The sequence below is a fragment of the Cellulomonas fimi genome (genome assembly GCF_028583725.1).
Lineage (GTDB): Bacteria > Actinomycetota > Actinomycetes > Actinomycetales > Cellulomonadaceae > Cellulomonas > Cellulomonas fimi_B.
The window spans coordinates 4,272,290-4,294,339 of the sequence record NZ_CP110680.1 but is presented as its reverse complement, the minus strand read 5'-3'; the positions used below and the strand labels follow the sequence as shown (position 1 = coordinate 4,294,339).

General features: G+C 76.2%; 14 protein-coding genes. 8 read left to right on the top strand and 6 right to left on the bottom strand.

Annotation, left to right across the window (positions count from 1 at the left end; all coding sequences use genetic code 11):
* Positions 1-31: 31 nt before the first annotated feature.
* From OOT42_RS19390 to OOT42_RS19365, 6 genes are all read right to left on the bottom strand, one after another.
* Positions 32-766, bottom strand: a complete 735-nt coding sequence (locus OOT42_RS19390) for a DUF4157 domain-containing protein (protein ID WP_273652786.1) — start codon at positions 764-766, stop codon at positions 32-34.
* 148 nt (positions 767-914) lie between these two features.
* Entirely contained in the window at positions 915-2,984 is a 2,070-nt protein-coding gene (locus tag OOT42_RS19385; RefSeq protein ID WP_273652785.1) for an ATP-binding protein, read from the bottom strand.
* Positions 2,981-3,688 carry a DUF4255 domain-containing protein gene (locus tag OOT42_RS19380; RefSeq protein WP_273652784.1) on the bottom strand — a complete coding sequence of 236 codons (708 nt, stop codon included), beginning with the start codon at positions 3,686-3,688 and terminating at the stop codon, positions 2,981-2,983. The genes OOT42_RS19385 and OOT42_RS19380 overlap by 4 nt, the downstream gene beginning before the upstream one ends.
* Before the next feature lie 4 nt (positions 3,689-3,692).
* Entirely contained in the window at positions 3,693-7,061 is a 3,369-nt protein-coding gene (locus OOT42_RS19375; protein ID WP_273652783.1) for a hypothetical protein, read from the bottom strand.
* A 164-nt stretch (positions 7,062-7,225) separates the two neighbouring features.
* Complete coding sequence (locus OOT42_RS19370; protein WP_273652782.1) at positions 7,226-10,528, bottom strand: hypothetical protein; 3,303 nt, start codon at positions 10,526-10,528, stop codon at positions 7,226-7,228.
* 108 nt (positions 10,529-10,636) lie between these two features.
* Complete coding sequence (locus OOT42_RS19365) at positions 10,637-11,260, bottom strand: helix-turn-helix transcriptional regulator (protein ID WP_273652781.1); 624 nt, start codon at positions 11,258-11,260, stop codon at positions 10,637-10,639.
* A 166-nt stretch (positions 11,261-11,426) separates the two neighbouring features.
* Here OOT42_RS19365 and OOT42_RS19360 point away from each other — a divergent pair, with 166 nt between their 5' ends.
* The 8 genes from OOT42_RS19360 (at position 11,427) to OOT42_RS19325 (ending at position 21,963) form a co-directional block, all read left to right on the top strand.
* Positions 11,427-12,755: a hypothetical protein gene (locus OOT42_RS19360; protein WP_273652780.1), complete on the top strand. Its 1,329-nt coding sequence runs from the start codon at positions 11,427-11,429 to the stop codon at positions 12,753-12,755.
* Positions 12,756-12,774: 19 nt separating this feature from the next.
* A complete protein-coding gene (locus tag OOT42_RS19355; RefSeq protein ID WP_162354423.1) occupies positions 12,775-13,086 on the top strand; it encodes a PAAR domain-containing protein in 312 nt (103 codons plus the stop codon).
* Between the two features lie 291 nt (positions 13,087-13,377).
* A complete protein-coding gene (locus OOT42_RS19350) occupies positions 13,378-15,888 on the top strand; it encodes a PQQ-dependent sugar dehydrogenase (protein WP_273652779.1) in 2,511 nt (836 codons plus the stop codon).
* Positions 15,889-15,937: 49 nt separating this feature from the next.
* Positions 15,938-16,297, top strand: coding sequence for an ArsR/SmtB family transcription factor (locus OOT42_RS19345; RefSeq protein ID WP_423775938.1), 360 nt, complete (start codon positions 15,938-15,940; stop codon positions 16,295-16,297).
* Positions 16,294-17,526, top strand: a complete 1,233-nt coding sequence (locus OOT42_RS19340) for an MFS transporter (RefSeq protein ID WP_273652777.1) — start codon at positions 16,294-16,296, stop codon at positions 17,524-17,526. Before OOT42_RS19345 ends, OOT42_RS19340 begins: the two co-directional genes overlap by 4 nt.
* Positions 17,527-17,735: 209 nt before the next feature.
* Positions 17,736-18,650, top strand: coding sequence for an SDR family oxidoreductase (locus OOT42_RS19335; protein ID WP_273652776.1), 915 nt, complete (start codon positions 17,736-17,738; stop codon positions 18,648-18,650).
* 272 nt (positions 18,651-18,922) lie between these two features.
* Positions 18,923-20,959, top strand: a complete 2,037-nt coding sequence (locus OOT42_RS19330) for a penicillin-binding transpeptidase domain-containing protein (protein WP_273652775.1) — start codon at positions 18,923-18,925, stop codon at positions 20,957-20,959.
* A gap of 53 nt (positions 20,960-21,012) precedes the next feature.
* Positions 21,013-21,963, top strand: a complete 951-nt coding sequence (locus tag OOT42_RS19325; RefSeq protein ID WP_273652774.1) for an LLM class flavin-dependent oxidoreductase — start codon at positions 21,013-21,015, stop codon at positions 21,961-21,963.
* Positions 21,964-22,050 lie beyond the last annotated feature (87 nt).

The window sequence follows — 22,050 nt, the reverse complement described above, 5'->3', positions numbered from 1 at the left end:
ACCCTCCCTCGATGCCCCGGACCCGGGTCGGTCAGCCCGCGGGCTCCTCCTCGGGCAGCTCCTCCTCGGCCTCCTGCCGCTGGACGAACGAGCCCTGCACGGGCTCCTCCTGCTCCTCCTCGGGGGCCTCCTCGCGCTGCACGACAGCGGCGCCGGCGGGGTCCGCGCTCGTCGCCGCGGCTGCGGGCGCGGGGTCGGCCATGACGCGCTCGGCGTTCGCGGCGGCGGCGGTCTCGTACCGGTCGCCCGGGTCGGAGACGCTGATCCCGCTCCCGGTGGGCGTGCCGTCGACGGGGCCGCTGCGCTGCTGCACGACGTGCGTCAGCTCGTGCGCGAGCGTCGTGCGGCCCGCGGTCGACGTCGGGTCGTACGCGTCGCGCTGGAACACGATGTCCGACCCCACGGTGTACGCGTGCGCGCCGACGGACCGGGCCGAGTCGGACGCCGCACCGTCGGTGTGCACGCGGACGTCGCCGAAGTCGGCGCCGAGCCGGCCCTCCATGTCCGACCGCGTGTCCGGGTCGAGCGGGCGACCGCCCCCGGACCCGACGACGTCGAGCACCGGCGACCGCTCCTCCTCGACGAGGCCGGCAGTCGACGCGTTCCCGGCCGTGCGCTGCAGGTACGCCAGCCCGTTCGCGTCGAGCCGGTCGGGACGGCCCTCCGACAGCGCGCGGGCGACGACGGGCGCGGAGTCCCGCTCGTCGACGCGGGCGGCCTTGGGCCGCAGCGTCTCGGTGCCCTCCAGGTGGTCGTGGCTGTGCATCGTCGGCCCCTCTCGACGCAGGTCGTCCTCGACCGACCCGACGCTGCCACCGTCCGGTGCCGCCCGACAGGAGCGCCCGGTCCACCCCATGAGGCACTCCGGCCCGCCCGATCGGGCACCCGTCCGGGGCCTCGGGCCGGGCCGCGGATCAGGCCAGCAGGCTCCAGTACCGGCCGAACTCGCTGGGCAGCGTGAGCCGCCCGAGCTTGCGGTACTCGCGGTAGACGGCGGCGACGACGTGCCGCATCCCCACCGTCCCACCGTCGTGCGCGGCGAGGTACGCGGCGGTGACGGCGGCAGAGCGGATCGCGCCGCCCGCGAGCTCGAACGCGTCGGCGCAGAACTCGAGGTCCACGTCGGACGCGCGCGGCACCCGCGGGCCGAGCGAGGCGTCCCACAGGGCGACCCGCTGCGTCGCGTCGGGCAGGGGGAAGTCGACGACGACGTCGAGGCGGCGGACGAACGCCTCGTCGATGTTGGCGCGCAGGTTGGTCGCGAGGATCGCGAGCCCGTCGAACGTCTCCATGCGCTGCAGCAGGTAGGCGGACTCGATGTTGGCGTACCGGTCGTGCGCGTCCTTGACCTCGCTGCGGCGGCCGAACACGGCGTCGGCCTCGTCGAACAGCAGGACGGCGTTGACCCCGGCGGCGCCCGCGAAGATCCGTTCCAGGTTCTTCTCGGTCTCGCCGATGTACTTGTCGACGACGGTCGCGAGGTCCACGACGTACAGGTCGAGCCCGAGCTCGTGCGCGACGACCTCCGCAGACATCGTCTTGCCGGTGCCGGAGTCCCCGGCGAAGAGCGCCGCGACGCCGTGCCCGCGCCCGCCGCCGGGACGCATCCGCCAGTCGCCGAGCACCTGCTCGCGGAACCGGGCGCGGGTCGCGACCTCCTGCAACGACCCGAGCACGTCGGGCGGCAGCACGAGGTCGGCCCAGCCGACGGCGGGCTCGATGCGCCGGGCGAGCCGTTCGAGCGCGGTGCCGTTCTCGGCGCGCGCGCCGACGCGCACGTGCTCGGCGGTCAGGCCGCCGTCGAGCGTGGCCTGCTGCCGGGCGGCCCGGGCGGCGCGCGCGACCTGCTCGGGGCGCAGCAGGTAGGGCGCGGTCGTGCGGGCGGTGTCGACGCCGTCGGCGTCGGGCGACGGGCCGAGGGACTGCTGCCAGAGCGTCGTGCGCTCCGCGACGGTCGACGGCGGGACGTCGAGCAGCAGCGGCGGCCACTCGCTCCACACGGGGTCCCAGGTGGTGCGCCCGACGACGAGCACGGGTGACGCGGCGAGCAGCGCCCGGGACGCGCGCGGCTGCTCGGTCAGCGGCTCGGTCCCGAGGACGACGAGCCCGGCACCGGTGAGCAGCGCCTCGCGCGCGGCGGTGCGCGCGAGGGCCTCGGGCTCGGGCGCCGCGGCGACCGCCGCTCCGTCGACGACCAGCGCGCCGCGGCCGGCGGCCTGCAGGGCGCGGACCGCGAGAACCCGGCCGGAGCCGGTGGGCGGCTCGCGCAGGTAGACGAGCGGCGTCCCGGCGGTCAGGGCCGCGACGAGCCGCCCGGGGTCGCCCCACGGCACGTCCTCGTCGTCGACGAGGACGGCGGCGAGCGCCGGGTCGGGCGCGTCGTCCCCGAGCAGGTGCCCCACGACCCGGTCCGGGACCCGCAGCTGCCGGCCCGGCAGCGGACGGTCGAGGTCCTCGACCTCGAGCAGCCCGCCGCGCAGCAGCGGCCCCTGCTGCACGCGGTGCCGCCCGGCGGCCGACGCGAGCGGCACGCCGCACAGCGCGAGCGCGACCGACACGGACGGCCGCCGCCGCGTCACGTCGTCGTTGAGGTAGCCGAACAGCTGCTCGAACCGCACGTCGACCTCGCACGCGAGCGCCACGAGCAGCAGCTCCACGTCGAGGTCGTCGAGCCCGAACGCGCGCACGAGCGCCCGCAGCCGCAGGACGTGCCCGGCGGCCTCGGCGGCGTCGGCGGCCCGCTCGGCCGCGCGCGTCCGGTCGTCCACCGCGGGGGACAGCATCTCGGTGCCGTGGCCCGCGAGCAGCCGGTCGACGGTCTCGTCGTTGAGGTACAGGCCGCGGAACGGGTCGTCGGGCTGCGGGTCACCGACGCGACGACGCGCGACGAGCGCCCGCACCCGCTCCTCCACGGCGGCGAGCCGGCCGAGGACGTGCGCGGTGCTCGCGTCGGTCGCGCGCCCGGCGCCGGCCTCGACGCTCACCGCCGCCTCCGTGCCCGGGCGACGGGTCGCGTCCCGGTCCGCCCCTCAGCGGACGCGGGTCCGGAGCCGGACCCGTCCGGACCGGACGGCGGCGGCGGGACGTGCCGGTGCACGCCGCTGTCCGACCCGCCGCCGTCCGTGTCGCGCACGTCGAGCTGCAGCGGTGCCTGCACGGGAGGCCCGACGACGTCGCCGGGCACGGGCGTGAGGACGGGCACGTCGACGACGACGTCGATCGACGGCTTGAGCTCGCCGCCCAGCGCGGACCACACGTCGGCGAAGCCGCGGTCCTCGGGCGGCGGCAGCCCGACGAACAGCGGCACCCGGGCACCCGCGGCGACGAGCCGCTCCTCCAGCACGCGCGCCGGGAGCGCGTCGAACCGCAGCAGGTGCACGAGCACCGCGTCGAGCAGCCGGTGCTCGTCCTCGGGCCGCTGCGTCCACGCGGTGACGAGGTAGGACAGGCGGAAGTGCCGCGGCGGCTGGAACCGGGTCTGGACGGCGCCCTCCACACGGTTCTCCAGGAAGCCGCGCGACCGGCGGCGCAGGTCCTCGCGCAGGTCGTAGAGGTACATGTCGACCGTGGGCGCGTTGCGTCGCGCGGCCCAGTCCTTCGTCGGGGCGTCGAGGACGACCTCGACGGACGTGCTGTCCACGGCCTCGCGGACCAGGGCGCGCAGCGCCTCGTCGACCGAGCCGATCACGTGGTCACCTCCGGAACAGGAAGTCGGGCGCGGCGACGGAGCTCGGGTTGACGAGCACGGGGACCTCGACCGGCCCGAACGCGGGCCCGGGCGTCGTGCCGGTGCCGACCAGCCGGCGCGGCCCGAGGATGGTGTCCGCGACGACCGGCACGGACGCCTGGAACGTGCCGTCGGGCTGTACGGGGTACGGACCGGGGACACTCATGATCCCCGGCTGCCACCCGAGCCGGACGGGCTCGCCGGGCGGGAACCACCGGCCGGCGACGAAGACGACACCGCCCGGCCGCGCGACGCCCGGCGACGCCGAGAGCTCCGGCGCGCGGACCTCGACCGGTGCGCTCGCCGTGTCGTCGCCCGGCGCGGGGTCGGGGGAGGAGGTCGTCACCGCACCCGTGACCTGGCCCGTCTGGGGCGGGCCCGCGAAGTCGACGGACCGCAGCTCGGTCGTGAGCGTCGCGGTGTCGCGCGGCCCCAGCGTGCCGAGGGTGCACGTCCCGGACGCCTGCGTGCACGGGGCGCTCGGCGAGCCGGCCGTGGTGACGAACGGCGGGAAGGTCGTCGTGAGGGTCACGTCGCCCAGCGACTGCGGCCCGAGGTTGGTCACGGTGAACGTGGCCGTCGCGGGCAGCCCGCCCACCCACAGCGTCGGCGGGGTCACGGTGAGCGTCACCGCGACGCCCTGCGCGACGGTCGGCGTGATGCTCGCCGTGTTGTCCGTGACGTCCCGCTCGGGGCTCGTGCTCGTCACGACGGCGGTGATCGGCCCCACCGTCGTGGACACGCCCTGCACGGGCACGCCCAGCACGACCGGCGCGCGCCCGGGCGGGAGGGGCTCGGACAGGGGGCACGTGAGCTGCTGCCCGGTGACGGTGCAGCCGGGGACGCCGGTCGTCGACAGCCCCGGCGGCAGCTCGACGTCGACCTGCGCGGCGTCGACGAGGCCCGGCCCGGCGTTCGAGACGCTCACGACGAGCGTCGCCGACCCGTCGGCCGACGGCGTCACGTCGAGCGTCACCGCGAGGTCGGCGTACGGCCGGTACGCGGGCTCGTCCTGGGTGCCCTGGGTGTCCGTGACGACGCGCAGGCCCGACCCGTCGGCGGAGGACACGGCCCAGATCCCGCGCTGCTGCGGCTGGCCCGCGCGGTGCGCGGAGAACGCGACCTCGCTCCCGTCCGGCGACCACGCGGGGTTGTCGGTGCCGTCGACGACGAGCCGCGCCGGTGTGGCGGTGCCGTCGCTGCGGATGCCGGTCAGCGCGACGGCGCTCTGCACGACGGGTGCGCCCGCGGTCGGGCCGAGGGTGACGATCCCGATCCCGCCGGGCGCGACCCCGACGAACGGGTTCCCCTCGGCGTTCGGTGTCCGGGTGCCGAGGTCGACGACGGCGAGGCGCGTGCCGTCGGGCGACAGCGTGGGGGAGCGCCCGGCGAGGACGCGCGGGCACAGCGCGAGCGGCGCGCACGGGTCCGACACGACGACCGGCTGCGCAGGCGTCGTGCCCGACGCGGCGACCGACCAGATCGTCGTCGCCTCGACGGCGTACCGCTCGGAGGCCGGTACGCCCGTCCCGCGGTCGGTGAGCGACCAGCGGCTGAAGAACAGCCGCGACCCGTCGGGCGTCCACGTCGGGTCGTGGTCCTCGAAGGTCTCTCCCGTGCCTCCCTGCGTCACCTGCGTGACCGTCGCGGGGCTCGTGCGGAAGTCGGCGACGTACAGCAGGGTCGGCGCGTTGCCGGCCGGGTCCGGGGACCGGGCGAACGCCAGCCGGGTGCCGTCCGGGGACCACGCGGGCTCCGCGTCGAACGGGCCCGCCGGGTAGTCCTCCACGACGCCCGCGTTCACGTCGGCGGGGGTCGTGCGGACGACCTGCGTCAGGATCCAGTCGCCGAACTCCGGGGCGACGGCGTTCTCCGACGCGTAGGACAGCGCGTCGCCCGCGGGCCGGTAGGCGGGCGACAGCTCGTGCAGCGGCTCCGGCGACGGGGCGCTCGGCTGGTCGGGCGGCGGCTGCTCGGTCCGCTGCGCGAGGACCCGCAGGTCACCGCTGCCGTCGGCGCGCACGTCGTGGATGTCGACGAGCCGCGGCGCGTCGGTGAACGTCAGGCGGGCCGCGGGCGTCCCGCCCTCGTCGGACTCGAAGACGGACCCCCAGGACGGGTGCATCTCCGCCCGCCCGAGCCTCGCGATCACCGGCTCCTGGAACATCACGCCGATGCCGACGGCACCGTCGTCGAGGAAGCCGACCCAGACGTCGCCCGCCGGGTCCAGCTCCCGGCTGGTCCAGGCGAGCCACGCGACGTCGTCGACCTGCCCGAACGTCGGCTCGGACCCCTGCACGCGGTTCGGGTACTCCGTGGTGCCGGACCCCGGCGGGTAGACGTCGACGACCTCGCCCTCGTTGCCCTCGAACAGGCTCGCCGGTTCCCCGTCCCGGGCGATGCCGACCAGCGCGATCGACCCGTCGGGGCGGAACTGCGTCGTCGAGAACGCCACGGTCGCGACGGGGTCGCCCCACGGCGAGACCGTCGGCTGGGTCTCGGCGGCCGCGCCGGAGGTGAGCCGGACCGGCACCAGCGTCTCGGTCGACACCGACCACAGGTCGCCCAGGGGGTCGGACTCGGTGCTGCTGTAGACGATCCGGTCGCTGTCGGACGTCCACGCGGGCCACGTCTCGTCGAAGTCGCCCGTCGTGACGGGCTCGGCCCGGTCGCCGACCTCCTCGCACCAGTCCAGGTCGTCCGGGAAGTCGAGGTCGTCGAGGGAGGCGCGGACGATCGACCACGTCCCGTCGCGCGTCGTCGCCCACGCGAGCCACGCGCCGTCCGGCGAGATGACGGGGTGGGAGTCGACGGCGGCGTCGCACGTGATGCGCACGACGCCCGAGCCGAACTCCTCGGACGGCTCGTAGCGCAGGTACACGTCGCCCTCGGGGAGGTGGCGCGCGCTGACGAACGCCGTCGGCGGCTGCGTCTCGAACCGGCCGGCGGGACGGCCGCCCGGCTGCTGCACCGACGCCTCGGCGTCGTACCGGTGGTCCTGCTCGACGGCGTCCCAGGGGTCGATGCTCTCGACGTCGAGGTCACCGAACGCGGGCAGCACCGTCCTCGCGCCGACGGGCGCGCGCGCACCGAGCCCCGCGCCGGCGCCCCCCGGACCACGCTCGATCTCGGGGATCTCGGGGTCCTCCTCCTCGGGCGGGTCGCTGACGAGGACGGACACGAGGCTCTGCTCGGAGTCCGCGTACGCGAGCCGTGGCTCCGTGACGAGCGGCGTCGGCAGCGCCGCCGGGCGTGGCCCCACGCCCGAGGCCGCGAGCACCGCGGAGGGCAGCACGACGGCAGCGACCAGCCCTGCCGTGAGTGCTCGACGCACGACGCCTCCTCCCGCGACCGGTGCCGTCTCACGGTGCCGCCCGGCACGTCCGTCGAGGAGCCGCAGGCGGTCAGCCGTCGGGGCAGCCGCCCGGGGCCGAAAGGGCAGCGTGCCGGGTCAGGGGCCGGGCGCGGTGCGCGGTGCAGGTCCGCCCGCCGCGCGGCTCAGTCGCGGAACAGGAACGACGGCGCCTGAGCCGACCGCGGGACGACGAGCAGCGACGTCGTGACCGGGCCGAACGTCGGTGGCACGGCGGGCGACGACGCCGTCAGGGTGCGCGGTCCGAGCAGCGTGTCGGCGACGACGGGGAGCGTCACCCGGAGTTTCCCGTCGGCCGCCACCACGTGGGGTCCGGGTGCGCTCATGATCCCGGTCGACCACGCGAGCACGACCTGCTCGCCCGGCGGGAGCAGGTCCCCGACGGCGAACGTGACCTCGCCGGGCCGCGTGACGCCGGGCGACAGCGTGAGCACGGGTCGTCGGACCTCGAGCGGCGCCGACGCGGTGTCGTCCGCGGGCTGCACGTCGGGCGTCGCCGTCGTCACCGCGGCGGTCACCATGCCCGTCTGCGGTGGCCCCTCGACGACGACGCTCGGATCGAGCGTCACGGTCAGGACCACGGACGCGCCGCCGGGCAGCGTGCCGAGGTCGCACGTGCCCGCCGGCGCGGCGCACGGCGCGAGCCCCGACGGCACGACCGTCCCCGGGTAGCCGGTCGTGAGGCGCACGTCCGTCGCCGGGGACGGGCCGGCGTTACGGACCGTGACGGTCGCGTCGACCGTCCGGCCCCCGACCCACGCGACGGGCGCGGACAGCACGACCTGCACGCCGACGCTGCCCGCCGCGGCGAGGTCGACGGTCGCGGAGTTGTTCGCGACGACGCGCTCGGGCGTGGTGCTCGTGGCGACCCCCCGCACGGTCGGGTCGGCGAGACCCCCGGCGCCCGAGACGGGCACGACCACGTCGGCACGTCCCCCCGCGGCGAGCCGGCCGGGCACCGTGCACGTCACCTCGGCACCGGCCACCGTGCAGCCCGGTGCGCCGGACGTGGAGACGCCCGCCGGCAGGGCCAGCGTGACGGTGGCGTCGTCGACCGGGCCGGGCCCGGCGTTCGCGACCGCGGCCGTCACCGTGCCCGCGCCCTCGCCCCCGACCGACGCGGCGAGCGTGAGCACCAGGTCGGTCCACGGCTGGAACACGGGCTCGCGCTCCAGCACCGGGGTGTCGACGAGCGGGCGCGCGGTGCTGCCGTCGGCGGCCAGGACCCAGACGCTCGTGTCGCGCTCGCGGCCCGCACGCACCCCGGTCAGGGCGATCTCGCGGCCGTCGGGCGACCACGCCGGGTCGTCGGCGGCGGCGAGCACCGCACGCGTCGGCGTCGGCGAGCCGTCCTGCGCGAACCCGGTGAGCGCACGCACCGCGGTGATCGCGGTCGACGCGGGCGACTCCAGCGTCACGACACCGACCTGGGCGCGCTGGAACCAGCGGACGTCCGACAGCTCGGGCAGCCACACGCCGAGCGACGCCGCGGCGATCTCCCGGCCGTCGGGCGACCACGCCGGCGAACGACCCTGGACCGCCAGCCGCAACGGCTCGCACGGCTCGCCCGGCACGCACTCCGACGGCGGCACGACCGTCGCGAGCGGCGCGGCGGTCCCCGCGACCACGTCGGCGACCCAGAGCTCCGACTCGTCGCCCTCGTCGTCGGGCACCGCCGCCGCGAGCCCGATCCCGAACGACTCGAAGGACCTGGACACGACGATCCGCGTGCCGTCGGGCGACCACGACGGGTCACGCAGGCCGACCTGCCCGCGCCACCGGTCGCCGGGGAGCGGCACCTGCGTCAGGGTCGGAGGCGTCGCGCGCAGGTCCAGGACCTGCAACGTGGCCTCGCGTGTGGTCGCGGTCGGCGCCACGAGGCGGTGCCGGACGAACGCGACCCGCCCGCCGTCGGGCGACCAGGCGGCGTCGAGGTCCACGTCGTCGGGCTCGCGCGGGTAGTCGAGCGGCAGCTCGGCGCCGGACCGCGCGTCGTGCAGCCGCAGCGCCCACGCCGTGCGCAGGTCCTCCGAGCCGGGCACCACCTGCCGCTGCGCGCTGTGCACGAGACGGTCGCCCGTCGGGGAGTACGCCGGGCCGACGTCGCCCAGCGCGTCGGGTCGCGGTCCCGCCGACGAGTCGTCGGGCGGCGGGTAGACGCTCGACGCGAGCACCCGGCCGTCGCCGCCGTCGTCCGCGCGGACGTCGACCAGGTCCGCGTCGCCGTCGGCGACCTGCACCGTGAGCCACGTCTGCTCGCGGCCGTCGTCGACCTCGGAGAACCCGCTCGACCACGCCGGGTGCGACTCCGCGCGGCCGGGCTCGCCGGCCACCCTGACGTCGTCGCCGAGGTCGAGACGTCCCTCCTGCTCGGGCAGCCGGGTCGCGATCGTCGCGACGACGTCGCCCGCGGCGTCGTACCGCGTCGACGTCCACGCGAGCACCCGCGCGTCGGGCGGCACCTCGTCGTCCGTCGTCGTCACGTCGGGGCCGAAGGCCGGCTCGGACGCCTGCCACCCGCCCCACACCTTGTACGGCGCGGAGAACGCGTCGGGCGAGAACGGGTCCTTCCCGCGGACGGTGTCCCGCAGGTCGATGATGTTGAGCGTGCCCGCGGGCTCGTCGGCGGCGCTGCGCACGTAGACGAGCGAGGCGACGGACCCGTCACCCGCGGAGTCCAGCCCGGACACCGCGGGCTGTGTCTCGGCCTCGGGCGACGACGTCAGTCGCGCGGGCTCGGCGGTGGGCGCGTCGGCGTCGAGGAGGAACAGGTCCGCGAGCGGGTCCGCGCGCGTGCTGGAGAACGCGAGCAGCCGCGACTGCGGCAGCCACGCGGGCCACAGGTCGTCGCCGGGGGCGTGCAGCGGCGGGGGCGGCGGGTCCTCGCACGCGTCGTCCGGGCCGAGCGTCGTGAGCGCGAGGTCCCAGTCGCCGTCGACGTCGGTCGCGTAGGCGACCGTGCCGTCGGGGTGGACGACCGGGTGCGACTCCCGCGCGTCGTCGCACGTGAGCCGCCGGACGTCCCAGCCGCCGTCGACCGCCGTCGCCGCGTACACGTCGCCCGCGGCGTGCCGGTCCGGCACCTCGTCGCGGTTCGTGACGAACACCCACGTCCGCCCGAGGTCCCACACGTCCGCGACGTGCGCCTGCCCCGACCACTCGGTGACGGGGGGCGTGCCTGGCACGACGGCCGTCGGGGGCGTGGTCCCGCCCGTGAGGAAGGCGCTGCGCACGGGGTGCGTCACGGGCACCTCGACGAGCGTCGTCGTCAGCTCGTCGGTGAGGGCGAGCCGGGGCGCCCGGTCCTCGACCACGGGCAGCGCGCTCGCGACGCGCCCACCGAGCGGGGCATCGCCCGCGGCGCCGGCCGCAGGCAGGACGAGGACGGCGCCCACGGCGAGCGCGGTGCAACGGCGCGCACGAGGCATGGCAGCACTCCTTCTGCGACCGCTCCGGCCGCGCCGCACGCGGTGTGCGGCGACGCGGCCGGCGCGCACCCGCCGGGGCGGGCAGCGCGATCGCCCGGACGGGCAGCGTCAGATGAGCCCTTCGCGCAGCGCGTACGCCACGGCGTGCGACCGGTTGCGCAGCTGCAGGCGGGTCGTGACGTCGTGCAGGACGTTCTTGACGGTCCGCTCGGAGTACGCGAGGTGCTGGGCGATCTCGGCCGTGTCGTACCCGTCCGCGACGAGGCGCAGCACCTCGATCTCGCGCGACGCGAGACCGGTGAACGTCAGCCCGCGCGGGCGGAGCACCTGCCGCTGCAGGGTGCCCACCTGGTCGAGCAGGCGGCCCAGCAGGTCGGGCGGCACGCTGCCCTCGCCGGTCGCGGCGCCGCAGATCACGCGCACGAGCCGGTCGGGCGTGGCCTCCGCGCGGCGCACGAGCCCGAGCACGCCGGCCTCGACGGCCGTGACGACGTCCCCGTCCTCGAGCCGGCCGGCGACCAGCACGGCCTGCGCGGCGCTCTGCCGTCGCACCATCCGGACCAGGCGCAGCGCGTCGTCGTCCACGGAGTCGGCGACGACGACCGCGACCTGCGCGTTCGACGCCTCCTCGGCGGGCACCACGCGCACCTCGGGTCGCGGCCGCAGCGCGCTGACCACTCCCGCCTCCGAGATCGGGTCCCTCGCGCTGACCCACACCGCCACCCTGTCCATCGTCGCCCCCCGGCCCGTGGCACCCGCTGCTCGGGTGCGCAGGTCGACAGCGTGCCCGGGCGTACTGATCGTGCAGTCAACAACGACTCAACGGGCACGGCGGGTGCCCGGACGGCCGGGCCGGACGCCGTACCGCGCCGCGGTGCGCGCTCCTAGCGTCGCGAGCATGACGACGACGGCGAAGCTGGACTCGGCGCGCGTGGAGCTCAGCCCCGGCACCGAGGCGGTCGTCCCGCTGCAGATCCGCAACACGGGTGACGTGGTGGAGGGCTACCGCATCGAGGTGCTGGGTGCGCCCGCCGCGTGGACGACCGTCGAGCCGGCCGTCATCGAGGGGCTCTACCCGGGCACGACGACGACGGCGACCGTGCGGTTCGCGCCGCCGCGGTCCGCGGCCGTGCCCGCGGGGACGCTCGACTTCGGCATCCGCGTCGTCCCGTTCGAGCACGTCGACGAGACCGTCATCCCCGAGGGCGTCGTCGAGGTCCTGCCGTTCCTCGACACGACCGCCGAGCTGCTGCCCCGGACGTCGCACGGCCGGAACGGGGGACGGCACCGCGTCGCGCTCGACAACCGCGGCAACGTCCCGGTGACCGTCTCGCTGACCGCCGCCGACGACAACGGCGCGCTCGACTTCCGGGTGCGGCCGCAGATCGTGTCGGTCGACCCGGGCACCGTCGAGTTCGCCGACGTGCGGGTCAAGCCGGAGAAGCGCCTGTGGCGCGGTCCCGACGTGACGATGCCGTTCACGGTCACGGCGGCGGCCGAGAACACGACGCCCGTGCTGCTCGACGGCGCGCACGTGCAGGTCGCGACCATCCCGAAGTGGTTCTTCAAGGCGTTGCTCGCGCTGCTGCTCCTGCTGGCGCTGCTCGCGCTGCTGTGGTTCACGCTGCTCAAGCCCGTCATCGAGTCGGCCGCGCGGTCGTCGGTCGAGGACGAGGTCGCGCAGGCGCAGGAGGCCGCCGCCGCGGCGCAGGAGGCCGCGACCTCCGCGCAGCAGGCGTCGAACGGTGCCGGGCAGGCCGCGGCCGCGGCGCAGGAGCAGGTCGCGCAGATGGAGGACCTGACGCAGAACTTCCTGCCGCCGACCGAGATCCTCACGCCCACGACGCAGCGCATGACGGTGCAGACGGGACCGTCGGCGACGGCCGCGTCGGCCGACCCGTTCGTCGTCCCCGCGGGCGGGACGTTCCGGCTGACCGACCTCGTGCTGAACAACCCGCAGGGCGACTTCGGCCGCCTGCTGCTGACCCAGACCCCCGCGGGCGGCGACCCGGTGGTCCTGTTCGACGTCGCGCTGGAGAACTTCCGCGACAACGACTTCCACTTCCAGACGCCGATCGTCCTGCCGGCCGGGACGGCCCTCACGATGTCGGTGCTGTGCCGCGCGCCGGGCGTCCCGCAGAACCAGACGCCGCCGCCGACGCAGTGCGACGACGCGCTCGTGTTCAGCGGCCAGCTCGCGGTCCCGGCCCCGCCGCCGGCGCCCTGACGGGAGGCCCGCCGTGCCGATGGGTCCCGCGCTGCGCGTCGGCGACACCGCCCTGTGCCCGCTGTTCGACGGCCCGAAGCCGCACGTCGGCGGGCCGATCACCCCGGCCGCGGGGGTCATGACGGTCCTCATCGGCAACCAGCCGGCCGCCGTCGCCAACGCGATGCCCGGCGGGATCCCGTGCGTGTCACCCGCGCCGAACGGGATCGCGATGGGGTCGCTCACGGTGCTGATCGGCAACTTCCCGGCGGCCCGCCTCGCGGACACGAGCATGCACGGCACCCCCGTCGTCCCGGGCCCGGGCTGCCCGACGGTCATCATCGGCGGCTGACCCCACCCACCCCGCCGCCCCACCCACCCTCGCCGCCCCACCCACCCCCGCCAACCCACCCACCCCCGCCGACCCAACCCCCCGCCCACCCGCCCCCACCCACCCACCCCCGCCCGTCGACCCGGGTGTGGTGACCGGTGTGGGCCGACCTCCGGCAACAGACCCCGGGTCGGCCGACGGCGGATCGGGGGCGAGTCCGGGGTGCCGTACGAATCGGTCCGGGCCGTTGCGGTCCGGCGCGTGCGGAGGGAGGGTGGCGGCCTGACGCGTCGACGAGGACGGGGGCCCTCGATGAACCGCATGCGTGCGCTCGTGACCGTGGTGGCGGGGGCCCTGGTCGCCGCCGGGCTGACCGTGACCGGGTCGCCACCCGCGACCGCCGCGGTCCCGGCCGGGTTCACCGAGCAGCTCGTCGCGAGCGTGCCGAACCCGTCGGCGATCGCCTTCACGGCCGACGGGCGCATGCTCGTCACGCAGCAGTCGGGACTGCTGCGCGTCCGCACGGCGGCGGGCACCCTGCTCTCGACGCCCGCGCTCGACCTGGCGAGCCGCCTGTGCGCGAACTCGGAGCGCGGCCTCCTCGGCGTCGCGACCGACCCGGACCCCGCGACGCGTGCGATCTACCTCTTCTACACCGCGCGCACGGGCACCTCGTGCCCGACGAGCCAGGGCGGGACGCCCGCGGGTGCGCCGGTGAACCGGGTGTCGCGGTTCGTCCTCGGCGACGACAACCGGGTCGACCCGGCGAGCGAGACGGTGCTGCTCGACGGCATCGCGTCCCCGGCGGGCAACCACAACGCGGGCGACCTGCACGTCGGCAAGGACGGCTACCTCTACGTGTCGACGGGCGACGGCGGCTGCGACTACAGGGGCGACAGCGGCTGCGGGGGAAACAACGACGCGTCGCGCGACCGCAACGTGCTGCTCGGCAAGATCCTCCGCGTCGACCGGACGACCGGCGCACCGGCCCCGGGCAACCCGTTCCTCGGCACGGGGACGGCGACGTGCCGGCTCGCACCGGCCGCCGCGGGGACGATCTGCCGCGAGACGTTCGCATGGGGGCTGCGCAACCCGTTCCGGTTCGCGTTCGACCCGAACGCGAGCGGCACGGTGTTCCACGTCAACGACGTCGGCCAGAACGTGTGGGAGGAGATCGACCTCGGGGCGTCGGGCGCCGACTACGGCTGGCCGGTGCGCGAGGGGCACTGCGCGCAGACGGGCTCGGCGACGAGCTGCGGCGGGGCGCTGCCCGCGGGAATGACGAACCCGATCCACGACTACGACCGGAGCACGGGCTGCGGCTCGATCACCGGCGGCGCGTTCGTGCCGGACGGCATCTGGCCCGCGGCGTACGAGGACGGGTACCTCTTCTCGGACTACAACTGCGGCCGGCTCATGATGCTCAAGGGCGGGACGCGCACGGACGTCTCGACGGGCCTCGGCGCTGCGGTGCACCTGGAGTTCGGGCCGTGGTCGGGCAGCCAGGCGCTCTACTACACGACGTACGCGAACGGCGGCGAGATCCGCCGGCTCGCGTACACGGGCACCGCCAACCGCACGCCGACGGCCGTGCTGACCGCGTCCCCGGCGAGCGGCGCGGCTCCGCTCACGACGACGCTCGACGGCCGCGGCAGCAGCGACCCCGACGGCGGCGCGCTCACGTACCTGTGGCAGTTCGGCGACGGCACGCCCGACGCGACGACGACGACCCCGACGGTCGCGCACACCTACGCGGCGGGCACGTGGACCGCGACGCTGCGCGTGCGCGACCCGCAGGGCGCGACGTCGGCCGCCGTGACGACCCGGATCAGCTCGGGCAACACCGCGCCGACCGCGCAGATCACGTCGCCCGCGGCGGGTGCGACGTTCGTCGTCGGGCAGCCGTACGCGCTCTCGGGCTCGGCGACGGACGCGCAGGACGGCACGCTCCCCGGGTCGCGCCTGTCGTGGACGGTCGTGCGGGTCCACGACCAGCACACGCACCCGTTCCTCGGCCCGGTCACGGGGTCGTCGGTGTCGTTCGACGCACCCGGCCCCGAGGACCTCGCGGCGGCCGCGAACAGCCACCTGCGGATCGCCCTGACCGCGACGGACGCGCAGGGCGCGACGACGACCGTCACGCGCGACTTCCTGCCCCGCAAGGTCGACGTCACGCTCGCGACCTCGCCCGCCGGGCGCACGCTCACCGTCAACGGCCAGACCGTCACGGGCCCGACGACGCTGACGTCGTGGGCAGGCTTCGACCTGCGCCTCGCGGTGCCGTCGCAGACCGACGCGCAGGGCCGACCGTACGAGCTCGACCGGTGGTCCGACGGGTCGACGGCGGCGACCCGGACGTGGACGACGCCCGCGTCGGCGACGACCCTGACCGCGACGCTCGGGCAGCGTGGCCTGCGGGCGGTGTACTACGACAACGCGGACCTCACGGGGACGACGGTCACCCGTGTCGACCCGGTCGTCGCGTTCGACTGGGGCACCGCCGCGCCGGTGAGCGGCATCCGGGCGGACACGTTCTCGGTCCGCTGGAGCGGTTCCGTCGTGCCGCGCTACTCGCAGACCTACACGTTCGCGACGACGTCGGACGACGGCGTGCGGCTCTGGGTCGACGGGCGGCTCGTGATCGACGCCTGGACGAACCACGCCCGTCGGGTCGACACCGGCACGGTCACGCTGACCGGGGGGCAGGCGGTGCCGATCGTCCTCGAGTACTTCGACGGCGTCGGGCACGCGGTCGCCCAGCTCCGGTGGTCGAGCACGTCGCAGGCGTCGGAGATCGTGCCGACGACGCGCCTGCGGCCGTAGCGAGCACCGGACGCGCGACCACGACCCGACGATTCGTTATTATCTGCGCATGCATGCAGATATGCAGGATGACGGTCTCGCCGTCGACTCGCCGTACGTCGACCTCGTCGTCGAGGTGTTCTCCCTGCTCGCCGACGCCACCCGCGTGCGCATCGTGCTCGCGCTGCGCGACCAGGAGCTGTCGGTCAACCACCTCGCCGACCTCGTCGAGAAGTCGCCCACGTCCGTCTCGCAGCACCTCGCGAAGCTGCGGTGGGGGCGCGTCGTCAAGACCCGCCAGGACGGCACGCGCGTCTTCTACTCGCTCGTCGACGAGCACGCCCGCACGCTCGTGACGCAGGCCCTCTACCAGGCGCAGCACGCCCTGGAGGACGTCCCCCCGCACCACCGGGCGCCCGTGACGCCATGACCCCGCTCGTCCACCCGACGTTCCGCCGGCTGTTCACCGCGCAGGTCGTCTCCCTCGCGGGCACCGGGCTCGCGACCGTCGCGCTCGGCCTGCTCGCGTACGACGTCGCGGGCGACCGCGCGGGTCAGGTCCTCGGCACGGTCTTCGCGATCAAGATGGTCGCGTACGTCGTCGTCGCCCCCCTCGCCGCGGCGCTCGTCGTGCGGCTGCCGCGCCGGGCCGTGCTCGTGACCGCCGACGTCGTGCGCGCCGCGGCGGCGCTCTGCCTGCCGTTCGTCGACGCGACCTGGCAGGTCTACGTGCTCGTGCTCGTGCTGCAGGCCGCGTCGGCCACGCACACGCCGACGTGGCAGGCGCTCGTGCCCGACGTCCTGCCCGACGAGCGCGAGTACACGCAGGCGCTCTCGCTGGCGCGGCTCGCCGACGACCTCGAGATGGTCCTGTCGCCCGTGCTCGCCGCCGCCCTGCTCCTCGTGATCCCGTCGCACGCCCTGTTCGTCGGCACCGCGGTCGGCTTCGCCGCGTCCGCCGTCCTCGTCGCGTCGGTCGCACTCGGCCGCCCCCGTCCGACGTCCGGCGACGACGCCGGGTTCGCCGAGCTCCCACTCGGGGCGCGCGTGCGGCACGGCGCCGTGCTGCTCGTCCGGACACCGGCCCTGCGACCCGTGCTCGCGCTCAACCTCGCGGTCGCCGCCGCGGGCGCCTTCGTCCTCGTGCAGACGGTCGTCGTGGCGCGCTCGACGTTCGGGCAGGGCGACACCGCCGTGGCGCTGCTGCTCGCCGCGAACGGCGCGGGGTCGATGGCCGCGGCGCTGCTCCTGCCGGGCGTGCTCGGCCGGGTCCCGGACCGCACCGTCATGCTCGGCGGCGCCGTCGCGCTCACCGTCGCGACCGCGCTCGTGCCCGTCGCGCTGCGCGTGCTCGCCGGCGCCGGGCTCCTGCTCGTCGGCCTGCTCTGGCTCGTCGTCGGTGCGGGCTGGGCGTGCGCCGAGGTACCGGTCGGGCGGCTCGTCGTGCGCGACCTGCCCGAGGCCGACCGCCCCGCCGCGTTCGCCGCGCAGTTCTCGCTGTCGCACGCGTGCTGGCTCGTGACGTACCCGGTCGCGGGGTGGCTGGGCGCCGTCGGGCTCACCGGCGCCGCGGTGGCCCTCGCGCTCGTGTGCGCCGCCGCGACCGCCGCCGCCGTCGCGCTCTGGCCTCGCCGCGCGCCGGCGCTCGTCGACGCGTAGCGCGCAACGCGCACGCCCCGGCGGCGCGTGCGAGGCTGGCGGCGCCTCGTCGACCGGAGCCCAGCGGGAGCGCGTCGCCCCGGTCGTCGTCCACCCGCCGCCGGGCTCGTCGCCCCGTCGTCCGTCCGGAGCGGGCACGTCGTCCCGGCGTCGAGCCCGTCGTCCCGCCGTCCAGCCCGTCGTCCCGCCGTCCAGCCCTGGAGAGCGCCGTGCAGCCCGTCCCCGACCAGACCGGCCGCACGGTCGTCGTCACCGGCGCGAACAGCGGCATCGGCCGCGAGGCGGCGCAGCGGCTCGCCGCCGCGGGGGCGCACGTCGTCCTCACGGCGCGCGACGAGGCCAAGGGGACGGCCGCGGTCGACGAGATCCGTGCCGCGGCGCCGGGCGCGCAGGTCGAGCTCCGGCTCCTCGACCTGGCCGACCTGTCGTCGGTCGCGGCGTTCGCCGACGCGCTCGCCCGGGACCTGCCGCACCTCGACGCGCTGCTCAACAACGCGGGCGTCATGGCCGTGCCGGACCGGCACGAGACCGTGGACGGCTTCGAGCTCCAGCTCGCGACGAACGCGCTCGGTCCGCTCGCGCTCACCAACCGGCTGCTGCCGCTGCTGCTCGACGCGCCCGCGCCGCGCGTGGTGTGGACGGGCAGCGGCGTCGCGCACGTGGGCCGCATCCGGTTCGACGACCTGCAGGCCCGCCGTCGCTACCGGCCGTGGCGCGCGTACGCGCAGTCCAAGCTCGCCGACGTGCTGCTCGCCCGGCACCTCGCGCACGTCGCGGACCGTCGCGGCTGGCCCCTGCTGTCCGCCGTGACGCACCCGGGGTTCACGCGGACCAACCTGCAGACCGCGGGCGCGTCGGTCGGGCGCGACACCCCGCGACGGTCGCCGTTCGGCGAGCGGTCGTTGCTGCCGTCGATGGCGCCCGCCGAGGGTGCGGGGTCGCTGCTGCTCGCGGCGACGGGTGACGTCGCGCAGGGCGCGTACCTCGGGCCGACGGGGACGTTCGGGATCGTCGGACCGCCGGGGCCCGCGCGGCTCGGGCGACGGATGCGCGACGACGCGACGGCCGCGCGGCTGTGGCACGTCGCGGAGGATCTCACGGGGACCTCGCTGCCCGAGCGCTGACCGCGCGCCCGCGCCGCCGCCCTGCCGCCGACCCGCGCCGCCGACCCGGGACCCTCGTCCCGGTCGGGGCCGGCGACGGCGACCGGGCGGTGAGGAGGAAGGGTGAAGGGTTCCGTGTTCTCACCCGCTCCCACCGCGGGTGGTGCCACGCTGCCGGGGACGTCCCGCCTCTCGAACTCGCTGGCCCCGGGCCCGCGCGACGGGCCAGGATGACCGCTCGGACGGAACGCAGACGGGCCGGCGCCGCCGCCGGTCCGACGACAGGAGACCTGATGACGCTCGACCGTGCGCGCGACGACGCGCCCGCCCTCCGGCCGCGACCGCGTCACCGCCGCGGGCCGGCGGCGCTGGGGGCGGTCGCCGCGACGGCGCTGCTGGTCGTCGGGAGCCTGACGGCGTGCTCTCCGAAGCCGCCCGGCCCGGACGAGGCGATCGAGACGCTCACGCAGGCGATCGAGTCCGGCGACTTCGGCGACGTGCAGTTCCAGGCGGGCTCCGGGGACGCGGCGGCCGCGGCGGAGCTCCGCGCGGCGACCTTCGAGGGCGTCGAGCCGTGGGTGCCGGACGTCCGGAGGGGCGAGGTCACGGTCCCGGAGGACGACGCCGACGTCGCGACGGCGGAGCTCGCGTACACGTGGGACGTCGACGACGGCGACACCGACTGGACGTACACGACGCAGGTGTCGCTCGCGCGCGACGCCGAGGACGCCGCGGTGTGGCGGGTCGCGTGGAAGCCCGCGATCCTCGTGCCCGACCTCCAGCCCACGGAGACGCTGCGGGTCACGCGTCAGCAGGCGCAGCGCGGCCGGGTGCTCGGCGCCGGCGACCAGGTCATCGTCGAGCCGCGCGGTGTGCGCCGGGTGGGCGTCGACAAGACGCTGGTCGACGCCGCGGGCCAGGAGGCGGCGGCCCGTGCGCTCGCCACGGCCCTGGGCTCCGACGTCGACGCCTACGTGCAGCGCGTCGTGGCGGCGGGGCCGAAGGCGTTCGTCGAGGCGATCGTCGTGCGGGACGGCGACCCGCAGTACGACGTCGACGCGCTCGTCGCGACGCCGGGCGTGCGCGCCGTGGCGGACACGATCCCGCTGGCCCCGTCGCGCCGGTTCGCGCGCCCGATCCTCGGCACGGTCGGGTCGGCGACGGCCGAGATCGTCGAGAAGTCGGAGGGCGCGATCGCGGCGGGCGACCTCACGGGGCTGTCCGGGCTCCAGCGTCAGTACGACGCCCTCCTGCGCGGCCGGCCGGGCCTCGTGGTCGAGGCCGTGCCCGCCGACGGGGTCGCGGTCCGGCAGCTGTTCACGTCCGAGCCGACCGCCGGCGCGGACCTCCGCACGACGCTCGACCCGACGCTCCAGGACGACGCGGAGACGATCCTCGCGGACGTCGGCCCGGCGAGCGCGATCGTCGCGATCCGCCCGTCGACGGGCGACGTCGTCGCGGCGGCGAGCGGACCGGGCGGCGAGGGCATGTCGACGGCGACGCTCGGGCAGTACGCGCCGGGGTCGACGTTCAAGGTCGCGAGCGCGCTGGCCCTGCTCCGTTCCGGCCTGACCGCCGACTCGACCGTCTCGTGTCCGCCGACGACCACCGTGGACGGGCGCCAGTTCCAGAACTTCCCGGACTACCCGTCGAACGCGCTGGGCGAGGTGCCGCTCCGCACGGCGTTCGCGCAGTCGTGCAACACGGCCTTCATCTCGGCGCGCGACAAGGCGGAGCAGTCCGCGCTGGTCGACGCCGCGGGGTCGCTCGGCCTCGTGCCGGACGCCACGCTGGGGTTCGCGGCGTTCCTCGGCGCGGTGCCGTCGGACTCGGACGGCACGGACCACGCGGCGTCGATGATCGGCCAGGGGCGCGTGCTCGCGTCCCCGCTCGGCATGGCGACGGTCGCGGCGTCGGTCGCGGCCGGCTCGACGGTGACGCCGCGGCTCGTGCTCGACGCCGGTGACGCCACGGCCGCCGCCGACGACGCGACGGCCGACCCGTCCGACGCGCCCACCCCCGCGGCGGAGACCGAGACGGCGCGTCCGCACGTGCCGCTCACCGCCGCCGAGGCCGCGTCGCTGCAGACCCTGATGCGCGCGGTCGTCACCGAGGGTGGCGGGTCGTTCCTGCAGGACACGCCCGGCGGCGAGGTCATGGCGAAGTCCGGGACGGCGCAGTTCGGCGACGCGGCCAACCTGCAGAACCACGTGTGGATGATCGCGATCCAGGGCGACCTGGCCGTCGCCGTCTTCGTGGATGTCGGAGACTACGGTTCGACGACCGCGGGCCCGCTGCTCGAGCGATTCCTCGAGGCCGCCGCGGGCTGACGCGCGGTCGTCGCCCGCCCGGTCCCGGGCGGGAGCGACGGAGGAGGACGACGATGACCGACCGTGCCCTGAGCGTGCTGCTGCCCCGTGACCTGCCCGTCGGACGGGTCCGCGAGTTCGCGCTCCGTGCGGAGACGCTCGGCTTCGACGAGGTGTGGGTCGTCGAGGACTGCTTCTTCCGCGGCGGTGTCGCGCAGGCCGCCGCCGTGCTGGCCTGGACCGAGCGGATCCGCGTCGGCATCGGCATCCTCCCGGCCGCGGTCCGGGACGCCGCGTTCACGGCGATGGAGGCGGCGACGCTCGCCGAGCTGTTCCCCGGCCGCGTCGACGTCGGCATCGGGCACGGCATGCCCGGCTGGATGCGCCAGGTGGGCGCGTGGCCCGCGAGCCCGCTCACGATGCTCGAGGAGCACCTGCGGGCGGTGCGCGCGATCGTGCACGGCGAGCGCGTCGACGCCGACGGCCGGTACGTCCACCTCGACGGCGTGCAGCTCGAGTCCCCGCCCGCGCAGCCGCCGCGCATCCTCGCCGGTGTGCGGGGGCCGAAGTCGCTGGCCGTGGCGGGCCGGTACGCCGACGGGACGGTGCTCGCCGAACCCGTGACGCCCGAGTACGTCGCGACGGCGCTGGGGCACATCGCCCCCACGCGCGAGCACCGGGTCGTCGCGTACTGCGTCGCCGCGGTCGACGACGACGCGGACGCCGCCCGCGCGCTGGCCCGCCCCACGCTCGCGTGGGTCGGCGAGCCCGACTGGGCGCCCCACCTCGCCCCGCTGCCGTACGCCGACGAGATCGCCGCCCTGCGCGCCGGCGTCGCGTCGCCCGAGGAGTTCGGTGCGGCGCTGCCCGACGCGTGGGTCGACGACCTCGCGATCGTCGGGCCGCCCGACGCCGCACGTGCGCGGCTCGACGCGTTGTTCGACGCGGGCGTGTCGTCGGCGGTCCTGTTCCCCCTCGGACCGGACCCGGTCGCCGCGCTGGACTCGCTCGCCCGCCTGCGTTGAGCGTCGGCCGGCCACGTCGTCCCGTGATGGAATGCGACGAGCCCGCCGCCGTCGGATCGCCGTCGATCCGTGATCGCCCCCAGGAGC